General features: G+C 65.3%; 15 protein-coding genes. 2 read left to right on the forward strand and 13 right to left on the reverse strand.

Annotated elements, in window-relative coordinates; genetic code table 11:
- Nucleotides 1–14: 14 nt before the first annotated feature.
- The 7 genes from ACFJI2_RS22380 to rfbB all read right to left on the reverse strand — a co-directional run bounded on the left by ACFJI2_RS22380 (nucleotide 15) and on the right by rfbB (nucleotide 6,509).
- Nucleotides 15–1,397, reverse strand: coding sequence for a phosphomannomutase/phosphoglucomutase (locus ACFJI2_RS22380; protein WP_107876671.1), 1,383 nt, complete (start codon nucleotides 1,395–1,397; stop codon nucleotides 15–17).
- 152 nt (nucleotides 1,398–1,549) lie between these two features.
- On the reverse strand, nucleotides 1,550–1,861 hold the full coding sequence (locus ACFJI2_RS22385; protein WP_107876673.1) for an H-NS histone family protein: 312 nt from the start codon (nucleotides 1,859–1,861) through the stop codon (nucleotides 1,550–1,552).
- Nucleotides 1,862–1,927: 66 nt separating this feature from the next.
- A complete protein-coding gene (locus ACFJI2_RS22390) occupies nucleotides 1,928–3,019 on the reverse strand; it encodes a glycosyltransferase (protein WP_107876675.1) in 1,092 nt (363 codons plus the stop codon).
- 115 nt (nucleotides 3,020–3,134) lie between these two features.
- Nucleotides 3,135–3,992: a dTDP-4-dehydrorhamnose reductase gene (gene rfbD, locus ACFJI2_RS22395; RefSeq protein ID WP_377701968.1), complete on the reverse strand. Its 858-nt coding sequence runs from the start codon at nucleotides 3,990–3,992 to the stop codon at nucleotides 3,135–3,137.
- Nucleotides 3,989–4,534 (reverse strand): dTDP-4-dehydrorhamnose 3,5-epimerase, encoded by a 546-nt coding sequence (gene rfbC / locus ACFJI2_RS22400; protein WP_377701969.1) that lies wholly within the window; start codon nucleotides 4,532–4,534, stop codon nucleotides 3,989–3,991. The genes rfbD and rfbC overlap by 4 nt, the downstream gene beginning before the upstream one ends.
- Nucleotides 4,531–5,442 carry a glucose-1-phosphate thymidylyltransferase RfbA gene (rfbA, locus tag ACFJI2_RS22405; RefSeq protein ID WP_377701970.1) on the reverse strand — a complete coding sequence of 304 codons (912 nt, stop codon included), beginning with the start codon at nucleotides 5,440–5,442 and terminating at the stop codon, nucleotides 4,531–4,533. The genes rfbC and rfbA overlap by 4 nt, the downstream gene beginning before the upstream one ends.
- Nucleotides 5,439–6,509, reverse strand: coding sequence for a dTDP-glucose 4,6-dehydratase (gene rfbB, locus ACFJI2_RS22410; RefSeq protein WP_377701971.1), 1,071 nt, complete (start codon nucleotides 6,507–6,509; stop codon nucleotides 5,439–5,441). Before rfbB ends, rfbA begins: the two co-directional genes overlap by 4 nt.
- Nucleotides 6,510–6,626: 117 nt before the next feature.
- Between rfbB and ACFJI2_RS22415 the strand changes: the two genes are divergently transcribed.
- Nucleotides 6,627–7,472, forward strand: a complete 846-nt coding sequence (locus ACFJI2_RS22415; protein ID WP_377701972.1) for a symmetrical bis(5'-nucleosyl)-tetraphosphatase — start codon at nucleotides 6,627–6,629, stop codon at nucleotides 7,470–7,472.
- A 108-nt stretch (nucleotides 7,473–7,580) separates the two neighbouring features.
- On the opposite strand, the gene ACFJI2_RS22420 is transcribed toward ACFJI2_RS22415, so the two are convergent.
- The 6 genes from ACFJI2_RS22420 to ACFJI2_RS22445 all read right to left on the reverse strand — a co-directional run bounded on the left by ACFJI2_RS22420 (nucleotide 7,581) and on the right by ACFJI2_RS22445 (nucleotide 12,303).
- Nucleotides 7,581–8,351, reverse strand: coding sequence for a lysophospholipid acyltransferase family protein (locus ACFJI2_RS22420; protein WP_377701973.1), 771 nt, complete (start codon nucleotides 8,349–8,351; stop codon nucleotides 7,581–7,583).
- An 86-nt stretch (nucleotides 8,352–8,437) separates the two neighbouring features.
- Nucleotides 8,438–9,757, reverse strand: a complete 1,320-nt coding sequence (locus ACFJI2_RS22425; protein WP_377701975.1) for a dihydroorotase — start codon at nucleotides 9,755–9,757, stop codon at nucleotides 8,438–8,440.
- The gene (locus ACFJI2_RS22430) at nucleotides 9,754–10,719 is read right to left on the reverse strand and encodes an aspartate carbamoyltransferase catalytic subunit (protein ID WP_132135662.1); all 966 of its coding nucleotides are present in this window, start codon (nucleotides 10,717–10,719) and stop codon (nucleotides 9,754–9,756) included. Before ACFJI2_RS22430 ends, ACFJI2_RS22425 begins: the two co-directional genes overlap by 4 nt.
- Complete coding sequence (gene pyrR / locus ACFJI2_RS22435; protein WP_132135665.1) at nucleotides 10,712–11,245, reverse strand: bifunctional pyr operon transcriptional regulator/uracil phosphoribosyltransferase PyrR; 534 nt, start codon at nucleotides 11,243–11,245, stop codon at nucleotides 10,712–10,714. The genes ACFJI2_RS22430 and pyrR overlap by 8 nt, the downstream gene beginning before the upstream one ends.
- Nucleotides 11,229–11,636, reverse strand: a complete 408-nt coding sequence (gene ruvX / locus ACFJI2_RS22440) for a Holliday junction resolvase RuvX (protein ID WP_132135970.1) — start codon at nucleotides 11,634–11,636, stop codon at nucleotides 11,229–11,231. Before ruvX ends, pyrR begins: the two co-directional genes overlap by 17 nt.
- 7 nt (nucleotides 11,637–11,643) lie before the next feature.
- On the reverse strand, nucleotides 11,644–12,303 hold the full coding sequence (locus tag ACFJI2_RS22445; protein ID WP_107876695.1) for a YqgE/AlgH family protein: 660 nt from the start codon (nucleotides 12,301–12,303) through the stop codon (nucleotides 11,644–11,646).
- Nucleotides 12,304–12,505: 202 nt separating this feature from the next.
- On the opposite strand from ACFJI2_RS22445, the gene ACFJI2_RS22450 reads away from it, so the two are divergent.
- Nucleotides 12,506–13,963 (forward strand): cryptochrome/photolyase family protein, encoded by a 1,458-nt coding sequence (locus tag ACFJI2_RS22450; RefSeq protein WP_377701976.1) that lies wholly within the window; start codon nucleotides 12,506–12,508, stop codon nucleotides 13,961–13,963.
- Nucleotides 13,964–13,984 lie beyond the last annotated feature (21 nt).

Raw genomic sequence — 13,984 nt, forward strand, 5'->3', positions numbered from 1 at the left:
GATTCAGAACGGCTTTAGAACGGCAGTTCCGCGTCCGGCTTGGCGGCCAGGATCACGCGCTTGAACTCGCCCTGGATGCGCGCCAGCGCCGCCGGCGTTTCGGCTTCGAAGCGCATCACGATCACCGGCGTGGTGTTCGAGGAGCGCGCCAGGCCGAAGCCGTCCGCGTATTCCACGCGCAGGCCGTCGATGGTGATGATGCGCTCGTTGCCCGGGAAGGTGGCGTCGCTGCGCAGCTTGTCCATGACGATGAAGTTCTCGCCTTCCTTCAGGTGCAGGTGCAGCTCCGGCGTGCTGTCTGACTGCGGCAGGGAGTTCAGCAGCGCCGACGGGTCGGCTTCGCGGGTCAGGATCTCCAGCATGCGCGCACCCGAGTACAGGCCGTCGTCGAAGCCGTACCAGCGGTCCTTGAAGAAGATGTGGCCGCTCATTTCGCCGCCCAGCGGGGCGCCGGTTTCCTTCAGCTTGGCCTTCACCAGGGAGTGGCCGGTCTTGTACATCAGCGGCACGCCGCCGCTCTTTTCGATGAACGGCGCCAGGTGGCGCGTGCATTTCACGTCGTACAGGATCTGTTCGCCCGGATGGCGGGTCAGCACGTCCTGCGCGAACAGCATCATCTGGCGGTCCGGGTAGATGATCTGGCCGTCCTTGGTGACGATGCCCAGGCGGTCGCCGTCGCCGTCGAAGGCCAGGCCGATTTCGGCGTCGGTCTCCTGCAGCGCGCGGATCAGGTCCTGCAGGTTTTCCGGGTGCGCCGGGTCCGGGTGGTGGTTGGGGAAGGTGCCGTCCACTTCGCAGAACAGTTCCACCACTTCGCAACCCATGCCGCGGTACAGGTCGCCCGCGAAGGCGCCGGCCACGCCGTTGCCGCAGTCGACCGCGATCTTGATCGGACGGGCGATCTTCACGTCGCCGATGATGCGGGCCAGGTATTCGGCCCGGATGTCGTGGGTGCTGTAGGCGCCCGGCTCGGCCGCCACTTTATCGGCATTGGCCAGGATGGAGTCATACAGGCCGGTGATGGCCTCGCCGTGGATGGCTTCGCCAGCCAGCACCATCTTGAAACCGTTGTAGTCCGGCGGGTTGTGGCTGCCGGTGACCATGATGCCGGACTTGGCCGACAGCACATTGGTGCCGAAGTACACCATGGGCGTGGCCACCACGCCCAGGTCGATCACGTCCACGCCGGCCGATTGCAGGCCTTGCGCCAGCGCGGCGGCCAACTCGGGGCCTGACAGGCGGCCGTCACGGCCAATCACCACGCTGCGCTCGCCCTTGGCCGCTGCAGCCAGGCCGAACGCGTGGCCGATTTGCCTGGCGACGCCGGCATCGAGGGTTTTGCCGATGATGCCGCGGATATCGTAAGCTTTGAAGATCGATTTAGACAGGGTGACCATAGGGATATAGTGGATTCTGGATTCGGGAGAATAATAAAAAAAGCAGCCCGCACAAGTGCGGGCGCGTTTGCAACTTTGCTTACAAGTATAACCTGTAACGCGGGCGGCAAGCTGTCAGTCAGCCCTCGCCCGGCAACCACAGCGCGGCGGCGTCAGATGCGCAGGCCGTCCAGCGCCTTGCCCGATTCGACCCATTCCTTGACCCATTTCGGCTGGCGGCCGCGGCCGGTCCACTGCTGCGACGAATCGGCCGGGTTGCGGTAGCGCGCCGCCACCGTGCCGCCGGTTTTCGGGCGCACGGCGTTGCCGATCAGGTCTTTCACCGGCACGCCGACGGATTGGGCGATGGCCAGTATCTGCTCGCGGGCTTTTGCCAGGTCTTCGCTTTCTCGTTTCTTTAATTCGCGCTCCAGTTGCTTTTGCAGATCGCGCAATTGAGCCGAAGACATATTCGTCAGATCCATAACTTTATCCTTTTGTGATTGGGTAAAATGATTCTGATCGAAATATACTACAAAATGTAAAATTTTCTAGTGTTTCTTGTGCCGTATCATCCAGCGTGGCGCTCTAAATCGCACGATGCGCACATATAACCAGATGTAGCTGGTCATAAACAACAGGCAGAAGATCATCAGTACCCAGGTATGGCGCCAGAACATGGTGGCGGGAATAACCGCCATCAGCGAAAACATCCATAAATAAGGCGACGTCAACGAATTGCGGCGCAATAAGGCGCGGCCTTCCTTGCGGCCCACCGCCCATTGCACGATGCGGCGGAATATCAGGCTGTGTAAATGTATGCCATCGGGCATGGTCGGCGATTTGCCCCGGACAAACATGCGGCGATAGGCGGAAAACAGGGTTTCAAAAGCCGGATAGATCAGCAGCAGCGCGGCGTACCAGGTGGACACTTGCGGATTGCGCACCACCAGCAGCAGCGCCAGTTCGCCCAGCATGAATCCGATAAAGTAGGCGCCGCCGTCGCCCAGGAAAATCAGGCCGACCGGGTAATTCCAGATCAGGAAGCCGGCCGTGGCACCGGCCACCATCAGCGCGGCCACCAGCACGAACATATCATTGACCTGCAATGCCACATAACCGAGGGAAAGCAGCATGCAGATAGTCACTACACTGGCCAGGCCATTAAATCCGTCGATAATATTAATCGCGTTGGCAATACCGGCCACCGCCAGCACCGAGATCGGCAAGGCCAGCCAGATATATAGCGGCCACACCGAGAATGGCCAATCGATGCGGTCCAGGCGCGCGTCCAGCAGGAAATAGGCAAGCAAAGCGGCCGCCATGGTCAGCAGCAGGCGGCGCATGGCGCTGACCTTGCCTGTATAATCCTCCACGATGCCGCCGGCGAAAGCGATGAAGGCGCAGGCCATCAGCGACACCATCCAGCTGGTCATGGCCGGCACCCGCCAAATGGAGATGCACGCGGCTATTGCCACGGCAAAGAATATCGACAGCCCGCCAATACGGGCCACCGAATGGACATGGTTTTTTTGTACGCCGCCGAAATCCGAATCAAGCGCCGGTCCGTGCAATTTCGCCTCTTTAATGACCAGCAGGGTCAGGAGCGCGGACGCAATAAAGCTGACTAAGAATGAAAACATTATTATTTATCAATACAAGATTCCGGAGCGCGTGGTAACGCGGCGCGCGGCAGGATTCTAACAAATCCGGCCGCGCACCGCGCCGCCCTTACCATTCGATACAATTGCCCGCAGGCTAGCGCATGCACAAGGCCAGCGCATCGCGCCAGTGCGGCAGGCGGCAGAACTGTTGCTGTAGACGCTGGGAAGACAGCACCGAGTACTGCGGCCGGCGCGCCGGCACCGGGTATTCGGCGCTGGTGATGGGCTGCAGCCGGCAATCGATGCCGGCTTGCTCTATGATAGCCTGAGTGAATTCGAACCAGGTGGTTTGTCCCTGGCTGCTCAGGTGGTAGATGCCGCTGTGCTGTTGCCACCAGTCCTGCCCGCCCGCGCCCGCCTGCGCCAGCACCAGGGCGGTGGCGTCGGCGATGGTGCGGCTCCACGTGGGCGCGCCGTGCTGGTCGGCCACGATGCGCAGCTCGTCGCGCTCGCGCGCCAGTTTCAGCATGGTGAGCAGGAAGTTCTTGCCGCGCATGCCGTACACCCAGCTGGTGCGGAAGATCAGGTGCGGCACGCCGGCTGCCGCAATGGCTTGCTCGCCGGCCAGCTTGCTGGCGCCATACACGTTGATGGGGCCGGTGGCGTCGTGCTCCACGCGCGGCGCTGGGTCGTCGCCCGGAAACACGTAATCGGTGGAATAGTGCACCAGGGCCGCGCCCAGCTTCTTCGCTTCCTCGGCCATGACGCCGGGTGCCTCGGCGTTGATGCGGAAGGCCAGCTCCGGCTCGCTTTCCGCCTTGTCCACTGCCGTGTAGGCGGCCGGGTTGACGATCAGCCCCGGCTGCACGGCGCGGATCACGGCGCGTACCTGGTCCAGGTCGGCCAGGTCCATGCGGCTGCGGTCCAGCGCCACCACCTCGCCCAGGCCCTGCAGGCTGCGCTCGAGTTCGTAGCCCACCTGGCCGCTGCTGCCCGTCAGCAGGATCTTCATGGGAAGGTTTCCGCTTGCGCCAGCGGCACGCCGCTCCTGTCCTTGGCCGACAGCAGCGGTTCGCCCTGCAGCGGCCACACGATGCCGACCGCCGGATCGTTCCAGATCACCGAGCGCTCGAACTCCGGCGCCCAGTAGTCGGTGGTCTTGTACTGCACTTCGGCCATGTCGCTGGTGACGGTGAAGCCGTGCGCGAAGCCGGGCGGTATCCACAGCTGCTTCTTGTTGTCGGCCGACAGTTCCACCCCGTACCACTGGCCGAAGGTGGCGGAGCTTTTGCGCAAGTCCAGCACCACGTCGAACACCGCACCGGCCGTCACCCGCATCAGTTTGCCTTGCGGCTGCTGGATCTGGTAGTGCATGCCGCGCAGCACGCCCTTGGCCGAGCGCGAGTGGTTGTCCTGCACGAAGTGGGCCGCGACGCCGGTCAGTTCGGCGAAGCGGCGCGCGTTGAAGCTTTCATAGAAATAGCCGCGCTCGTCGCCGAACACCGTGGGTTCGATCAGCAGCACGCCGTCCAGCGGGGTGGGATGGATTTTCATCGTGGAACAACCTTGTCTTGCAGGATTTGCAGCAGGTATTGCCCGTAGTTATTCTTTTTCAGCGGTTCGGCCAGCTGGCGCAGCTGGGCCGCGTCGATATAGCCCTTGCGGTAGGCGATCTCTTCCGGGCAAGCCACTTTCAGGCCCTGGCGCTTTTCGATGGTGGCGATGAATTGCGACGCGTCCAGCAGCGACTCGTGGGTGCCGGTGTCCAGCCAGGCCATGCCGCGCCCCATCACTTCCACGTTGAGCTGCTGGGCTTCCAGGTAGGCGCGGTTGACGTCGGTGATCTCCAGCTCGCCGCGCGCGGACGGCTTGATGCCGGCGGCGATGTCGCAGACCTGCTCGTCGTAGAAGTACAGGCCGGTAACCGCATAGTTGGACTTGGGCACGGCCGGCTTTTCCTCGATGCTGACGGCGCGGCGCTCCTTGTCGAACTCCACCACGCCGTAGCGTTCCGGGTCCTGCACGTGGTAGGCGAACACGGTGGCGCCCGAGGTCTGCTCGGCGGCGCTGCGCAGCAGGCCGTCCAGGTCGTTGCCGTAGTAGATGTTGTCGCCCAGGATAAGCGCCGACGGCGCGTCGCCGACGAATTCACGGCCGATGATGAAGGCTTGCGCCAGGCCGTCCGGCGAGGGCTGCACCGCGTAGCTCAGCTTGATGCCCCACTGGCTGCCGTCGCCCAGCAGGTCCTGGAAGCGCGGCGTGTCCTGCGGCGTGGAAATGATGAGGATCTCGCGCATGCCGGCCAGCATCAGCGTGGTCAACGGATGGTAGATCATCGGCTTGTCGTAGATCGGCAGCAGCTGCTTGGACACGCTCATGGTGACCGGGTACAGGCGGGTGCCGGAACCGCCGGCCAGGATGATGCCTTTGCGGCCGCTTACTGGATTGACTGCTGTGTTCATTGCGCGCCGTCCCGGTTGAAGTAATTGGTTTCCACCCATTTCGCGTAGCCGCCCGACTGCACGTCGGCCACCCAGTCCTGGTTGTCGAGATACCACTGCACGGTTTTCCTGATGCCGGTCTGGAAGGTCTCGGCCGGCTTCCAGCCCAGTTCGCGCTCCAGCTTGCGCGCGTCGATCGCGTAGCGGCGGTCATGGCCGGGTCGGTCCTTGACGAAGGTGATCTGGTCGCGGTAGCTGCCGGCCGCTTTCGGCTTGAGCTGGTCCAGCATCTCGCACAGCGTGTGCACCACGTCCAGGTTGGCCATTTCGTTCCAGCCGCCCACATTGTAGGTTTCGCCCAGGCGGCCGGCGTCCAGCACGCGGCGGATGGCGGCGCAGTGGTCGCTCACATACAGCCAGTCGCGCACCTGCTGGCCATCGCCGTAGATCGGCAGCGGCTTGCCGGCCTGCGCGTTGGCGATGATCAGCGGGATCAGCTTCTCGGGGAAGTGGTAGGGGCCGTAGTTGTTGGAGCAGTTGGTGGTCAGCGTGGGGAAGCCGTAGGTGTGGTGGTAGGAGCGCACCAGGTGGTCCGAGGCTGCCTTGGAGGCCGAGTACGGGCTGTTCGGCGCGTACGGCGTGGTTTCGCTGAAGGGCGCGTCGTCCGGCCCCAGCGTGCCGTACACCTCGTCGGTGGACACGTGCAGGAAGCGGAACGCGGCGCGCTCGGCCTCGGGCAGCGCGTTCCAGTAGCTGCGCGCCGCTTCCAGCAGGCTGAAGGTGCCGTTGATGTTGGTCTGGATGAATTCGCCCGGGCCGTGGATGGAACGGTCCACGTGGCTTTCGGCGGCGAAATGCACGATGGCGCGCGGCTTGTGCGTATTCAGCAATTCCAGCACCTGGGCCTGGTCGCAGATATCGCCGCGCACAAAGACATGGCGGCTGTCGTTTTTCAGCTTGGCCAGGTTATTCAGATTGCCTGCATAGGTCAGCTTGTCGAAATTCAGGACAGGCTCATCGGATTGCGCCAGCCAGTCGAGTACAAAGTTAGAGCCGATAAAGCCCGCACCGCCTGTAACAAAAATCATTTAGCATCCCGCTCAGAGCGTTGAATTAGTCATAGGCATGATTTTATGTGAAACTCGGCCCATTCCGCGAGAATTTAGCGCCGCATACAACTTATTTCTTCAATTGCAACACCACCTATGAAAACCTATGTGATTGGCGACCTGCAAGGCTGCCACGACCAGACCGTTGCCCTGGTCGACCGCATCCTTGCGCAAGAAGAGCAAGCGCCGTCCATTTTGTTCACCGGCGATTTGATCAACCGGGGGCCGGATTCGCTGGCCACCTTGCGCTATGTGCACGCGCTGGCGGCGGCCAGCGGCGGCCGCATCGACACCGTGCTGGGCAACCACGACCTGCATCTGCTGGCGGTGGCCAACGGCATCCGGCCCGCGTCCGGCTCGGACACGCTGGAGCACATCCTGGAAGCGCCGGACGGCGCCGAGCTGCTGGAGTGGCTGCGCACGCGGCCCATGGCCATGCTGCACCAGGGCCACTTGCTGGTGCATGGCGGCGTGCTGCCGCAGTGGGACGCGGCGCAGGTGATGGCGCTGGCCGGCGAAGTGGAGGCGGCGCTGCGCGGCCCGGCCTGGACCGGCTTCCTGGCGCAGATGTACGGCAACCAGCCGGACGCCTGGAGCGACGAGCTGCACGGACCGGCGCGGCTGCGCTGCATCGTCAACGCGCTGACGCGGCTGCGCTTTTGCAGCATGGACGGGGTGATGGATTTCAAGCTGAAGGAAAGCGCCAAGGCCGATCCGGCCAGCGGGCTGATGCCGTGGTTCGAGGTGCCGGGCCGGCGCACGCGGGATGTGACGGTGGTGTTCGGCCACTGGTCTGCGCTGGGGCTGATGCTCAAACCCAACCTCATCGCGCTCGACACCGGCTGCGTGTGGGGCGGCTACCTGTCGGCCGTGTGCCTGGACGACAGGTCGCTGATGCAGGTGCAGTGCCCGGAATACCGCGAGCATACGGGCAAGAAGTAGGCCGGGGGCGCGCTGGCGGGTTACGCGGGTGCCCCGCTAACCCGCCCTACGGCCGTCCACGTGCGCTGCGCCGGGGCGTGGGGCGTGCATCGTGACCCGTAGGGCGGCTTAGGCCGCGTGCGGCCGTAAGCCGCCGGGCTGCGCCACTATCCCCAACCCGGCCGCGACCGCGTCATGCGCGGCCTGCGCCAGGTCGCGGCGGTGGCCGCCGGCCGCGTCCATGGCCGGCATGTACTTGAGCCGCGCGCGCACCGGCGTGCCGCGCAGGATGGCCAACACGCTCTCGGCAAAGGTGGTCTCGCCGATAAAATCCACGTTCGGGTGATGCCCGCCGGACGCATCCGAATAGCTCAGCGCCAGCGGCTGCACCATCACCTTCGCGTCCACCGCCGCCTCGAACAGGTTGGCGTGGAACGGCAGCAGCGAGCCTTGCGGCGCCGTGGTCCCCTCCGGGAAAAACGCCACCCGCTCGCCGGCCTGCAGGCTATGCACCAGGCCCTTGAAGATATTGCGCAAATCGCGCTTGCTGCCGCGCGCGATAAAGACCGTACCCGCCTTCTCGGCCAGCCAGCCGGCCAGCGGCCACGAGCGGATTTCCGCCTTGGCCACGAAGCGGCAGGGATAGAACGCATCCACCACGAAGATATCCAGCCACGACACATGGTTGGCCACGACCATCGCGTGCGCCAACGGCTGGGCGCTGTCCGGCGCCATCTCCACCGTCACATTGCAAATGCCGAGCAAGGTGCGCGACCAGCGCCGGATATGGCCATTGCGCGCCTCCACGCCGATCCAGGGAAAGACGGTGGCGCACACAGCCATGCCGTACAGCACGTGCACCACCATCCGCAGCAAGCGGTAAATAAGCAAAATGGTCACTTTCCTGAGGCGGGGTCAGGTCCGGCATCGCGCCAAAATGGCGCGATGCCGGACCTGACCCCCACGGGTTAAGTTGGTTAGCGTGGTTAGCGGGCGTTGCGCTGGTAGGCGACGCGGCCGGCGACGATGGTCGCTTGCACTTGGCCTGCCAGCTCGTAGCCGAGGAAGGGGGTGTGCTTGCCCTGGCTGGCCAGCGCGCTGCCTTCCACGGTCCAGCGCGCTGCCGGGTCGAACAGGCAGACGTCGGCCGCGCTGCCTACGCCGAGCTGGCCGGCGCCGAGGCGGTCCAGGCCGGACACGCGCGCGGCGTCCGCGCTGATGCGGCTGATGGCCAGCGCCAGCGCGTCGCCCTCCTTCACGCCCGGCTGGGCGGCGGCGTAGTCGTCGGCCCATTTCAGCGCCAGCGACAGCAGCAGTTCCAGGCCGGTGGCGCCGGGCGAGGCTTCGCCGAAGGGCAGCAGCTTTTCGTCGTCGTCCACCGGGGTGTGGTCGGAGCAGATGGCGTCCACCGTGCCGTCCAGCACGGCGGCGCGGATGGCGTCGCGGTCGCGCTGGGCGCGGAACGGCGGCGTCACGCGCGCGTTGGAGTCGAAGAAGCCGATGTCCGCGTCGGTCAGGTGCACGTGGTGGGCGCCGACGTCGCAGCTGACCGGCAGGCCTTCGGCTTTGGCCGCGCGCACCAGCTCCAGGCCGGCAGCCGAGGAGATGCGGCACAGGTGCACGCGGGCGCCGGTGGCGCGCATCAGTTCGAAGATGGTGTGCAGGGCGATGGTCTCAGCCATCACGGGTACGCCGGACAGGCCCAGGCGCGAGGCCAGCGGGCCGCTGTGGGCCACGCCGCCGCGGCCGATGTGGGCGTCCTGCGGGCGCAGCCAGACGGTGTAGCCGAAGGTTTTGGCGTATTGCAGCGCGCGCAGCAGCACGGTGGTGTCTTGCACCGGCACTTCGGCTTGCGAGAAGCCGATGCAGCCGGAGCCGGTCAGCTCGGCCATCTCGGTGATGGACTCGCCTTTCAGGCCCATGGTGAGCGCGCCCAGCGGGTGCACGTGGGCCTGGTTCAGGCGGCGCGCGCGGTGCTTGAGCATTTCCACCAGGCCGGGTTCGTCCAGCACCGGGTCGGTGTCGGGCGGGCAGACCAGGCTGGTGACGCCGCCCTGCATGGCGGCCTGCATTTCGGATTCCAGCGTGGCCTTGTATTCGTAGCCCGGTTCGCGCAGGCGCACGGCCAGGTCGACCAGGCCGGGGGCGACCACCAGGCCGGTGGCGTCGATGGTCTGCCCGGCCGTGAAGCCGGCCGGGGCCGCGCCCAGCGCAGCGACCTTGCCGTCTTCAATGTAGAGGTCCTGCACGCCGTTCACGCCGTTGGCCGGGTCGATCACGCGGCCGTTCTTGATTACCAGTTTCATTCCTTCGCCCCTGCCAGAATACTCATCACCGCCATGCGGACTGCAATACCGAACGTGACCTGCGGCAGGATCACTGCCTGCGGGCCGTCGGCCACGGCGGAGTCGATCTCCACGCCGCGGTTCATCGGTCCCGGGTGCATGACGATGGCGTCCGGCTTGGCCAGCGCCAGGCGCTCCGGCGTGAGGCCGTAGTTCTTGAAGTATTCCTGCGCCGACGGCAGCAGCGCGCCATTCATGCGCTCGTTCTGCAGGCGCAGCATGATGATCACGTCCACGCCTTTCAGGCCCTCATCCATATTGGTGAAGGTGCGCACGCCCATCTGGTCCAGGCCGCCCGGCAGCAGCGTGTGCGGGCCGATGGCGCGCACTTCGGGCACGCCCAGCGTGGTGAGCGCGTGGATGTCGGAACGGGCCACGCGGCTGTGCAGGATGTCGCCCACGATGGCCACCGTCAGGTTAGTGAAGTCCTTCTTGTAGTGGCGGATGGTGTACATGTCCAGCAGGCCCTGCGTCGGGTGCGCGTGGCGGCCGTCGCCCGCGTTCACCACGTGCACGTGGTGCTGCTTGTGGTCGTTCAGGTGCTTGGCGATCAGGTAGGGCGCGCCGGATTGCGAGTGGCGCACCACGAACATGTCGGCGTGCATGGCCGACAGGTTGTCGATGGTGTCGAGCAGCGACTCGCCCTTGCTGGCCGAGGAGGCCGAGATGTTCAGGTTGATCACGTCGGCCGACAGGCGCTTGGAGGCGATCTCGAAGGTGGTGCGGGTGCGCGTGGAGTTCTCGAAGAACAGGTTGAACACGCTTTTGCCGCGCATCAGCGGCACTTTCTTCACTTCGCGGTCGGACACGCCGACGAAGGAGGACGCGGTGTCCAGGATGTGGTTGACGATGGACTTGGGCAGCCCTTCGATCGACAGCAAGTGCTGCAGCTCGCCGTGTTTGTTCAGTTGCGGATTAAGCATGGTCGTTTTCGATGGTAAGCGTGAATTGTCCGGCGTCGTTGCGCTTCAGGCGCAGCGCCTGGCCCGGCTGCACGGCGACGCGCGCGGCGACGAAGTCGGCGGCCACGGGCAGCTGGCGCTCGCCGCGGTCGACCAGCGCGGCCAGCATGATGCGCGCCGGGCGGCCATAGTCGAACAGTTCGTTGATGGCGGCGCGCGTGGTGCGGCCGGTGTAGAGCACGTCGTCCACCAGCAGCAGGGTGGCGCCGGCCACGTCGAAGCCGATCTGGGTGGGCTTGACTTCGGCCGGCAGGCCCTTCTTCGCGTAGTCGTCGCGGTAGAAGGACACGTCCAGCACGCCGCAGCGCGCGGACAGGCCCAGGTCGGCGGCCAGGCGCTCGGCCAGCCAGGCGCCGCCCGAATGGATGCCGACGATGGCCGGCTCGTGGGCGTCGGCCAGGCCGGCCTTCACCTGCTGCAGCAGCTCGGCGTACAGCGCTTCCGCGTCCAGCGAGGCCGGCGCGGAGGAGTTAGTTGGTAGGGACATATTCGTCAAAGTATTGTTGCAAAATGATGGAGGCGGCGCGGTCGTCGATGACCTCCCCGCGCTTGGCCGAAATGACGGCCGACGAGTAGCGCTCATCGACCAGCACCACCGGCAAATTGAAACGGCCGTTGAGCTGATTGGCGAACTTGCGGCAGCGCGCCGTCATGTCGTGCGCGGTGCCGTCCGGATGGCTGGGCAGGCCGACCACGAACAGGGTCGGCTCCCATTGCTTGATCAGTTCGGCGATCTCGCCGAAGCGCGCGTCGTTGCCGATGCTGGAAATGACGGCCAGCGGCGTCGCCTGGCGCAGCACGCTGTTGCCGATGGCAACGCCGATGCGCTTGATGCCGAAATCGAAGCCGAGGATGGTGTCGAGATGCTCCACGCTCAGCACCGCATCAGGCGTGGCCCGCTTCGGACGCGAGCATCAGCGGATCGAAACCGAGCAATTTCATGGCGGCGAAGTAGCGCTCTTCCACCGGCACCTCGAACAGGATGTGCGCGTCGGCGCCCACGGTGAGCCAGCCGTTGCGGCTGATTTCGTCTTCCAGCTGCCCCGGGCTCCAGCCCGAGTAGCCGATCGACACCAGCATGCGCTCCGGGCCGGCGCCGCGCGCCACCGCTTCGAGCACGTCGATGGAGGTCGTGAAAGCGACGTCGTCGGTGACGGTCAGCGAGGACGAGTAGCGCGCGCCGGGCGTGTGCAGCACGAAGCCGCGGTCGTCCTGCACCGGGCCGCCGAACATGATGGGTTCATCGACGATAGCGGGCGCCAGGTTGGGCGCCGGTTCGAGGTCGATGCGCTCGAACAGCACTTGCATGGTCATGTCGGTGGGCTTGTTGATGACGACGCCAAGCACGCCGTTTTCGTTGTGCTCGCAGACGTAGACCACGGTGCCGCCGAACACGGGGTCTTGCATGGCAGGCATGGCGATCAGGAAGTGATTCGCCAGGTTCAGCGCGGGCGCGTCCTTGGCAGCGACGGGCGCCAAGGGATCATCCGGCTCCTGGAGTCGGCCGGGAGCGGGCAGAGCGTGACCAGCTTTAGTTTTCTTCATACGCGTTGCTCTCTCTGCTGGGCTGCGGTGTTCTTTTATAATGGTTCAGGCGATAGTTTACTATGAAACGCCGCCGCAGCCATGTTACGGCAACTTCGGGCACCGGCGCGCGCGCCCGAAAACCCTGTCACAACCCTATACAACCCTATATTAGGCCGTAAATCGGCCCCGGTCTTGCGCCGGAACACGAGTGTGGCTATCCATGACCTTGCGTACTTCCCTGGTGTGGTTCCGGCGCGATCTGCGCGCCTTCGACCACGCCGCCCTGCACCATGCCTTGCAGCGCAGCGCGCGCGTGCATTGCGCTTTCATTTTTGACAAGACCATCCTGGAGGGCCTGCCGCGCGCGGACCGCCGGGTGGAGTTCATCCACGCCTGCGTGGCGGAGCTGGCGGCCGAATTGCAACAGCTGGGCGGACAGCTGATTGTGCGCCACGCTGCGGCCGAGCAGGAAATTCCGCGCCTGGCGGCGGAGCTGGGCGTGGACGCGGTATTCGCCAGCCACGACTACGAGCCGGACGCCATCGCCCGCGACGACGCCGTGGCGAAGGCGCTGGCGGCGGACGCAAGGCCCTTTTTCACCTTCAAGGACCAGGTGGTGTTCGAGAAGAGCGAAGTGCTGTCGCAGTCGGGCACGCCGTTTTCGGTGTTCACGCCGTACAAGAACGCCTGGCTAAAGAAGATGCTGGCCGAGCCGGAGTGCGTGGCGGCGCTGCCGGTGGAGCCGCTGGCGGCGCGCCTGGCGCCGCCCTCGCCCGGCGCGCCAGCGCTGCCCTCGCTCGCAGAGCTGGGCTTCGAGCGCACCAATTTGCCGGAGCTGAAGATTCCGGCCGGGATGAGCGGCGGCGCGCAGCTGTTCGAGGATTTCCTGACGCGGGTGGCCGACTACGGCACGGCGCGCGATTATCCGGCCGTGAAGGGGCCGTCCTACCTGTCGCTGCACCTGCGCTTCGGCACGGTGTCGATCCGGCACATGGTGCGCACGGTATCCGAACTGTCGGCGCGCGGGCTGGCCGGAGAAGGCGGCTCGGTGTGGCTGTCGGAGCTGATCTGGCGCGAGTTCTACATGATGACTCTGTACCATCATCCGCACGTGGCGGGCGCGTCGTTCAAGCCGGCGTACGACGCCATTGAATGGGAAACGGGGCCGGAGGCGGACGCGCTGTTCGAGGCCTGGTGCGAGGGCCGCACCGGCTATCCGCTGGTGGACGCGGCCATGCTGCAGCTGAACCGCACCGGCTATATGCACAACCGCCTGCGCATGGTGACGGCGTGCTTCCTGATCAAGGACCTGGGCATAGACTGGCGCCGGGGCGAGGCATACTTTGCGCGGCATCTGAACGATTTCGACTTGTCGGCCAATAACGGCGGCTGGCAGTGGGCCGCGTCGTCGGGCTGCGATGCGCAGCCCCACTTCCGCATCTTCAATCCGGTGACGCAGTCGCAGAAATTCGACGGCGAGGGAAAGTTCATCAAGCGCTACCTGCCGCAGCTGGCGGCGCTGGATGGCAAGGAGATCCACGCGCCATGGCTGGTGCCGCGCATGCTGCTGGCCGAGAAAGGCGTGCGGCTCGGCGATAACTATCCCGAGCCGCTGGTGATGCATGACGAGGCGCGCAAGCGCACCCTGGAGCGCTATGCCGTGGTCAAGGCCGGCTGATGGCGGGTTACGGCTCCGCCT

It is taken from the genome of Pseudoduganella sp. UC29_71, from assembly GCF_042693265.1.
Taxonomy (GTDB): Bacteria; Pseudomonadota; Gammaproteobacteria; order Burkholderiales; family Burkholderiaceae_D; genus Rugamonas.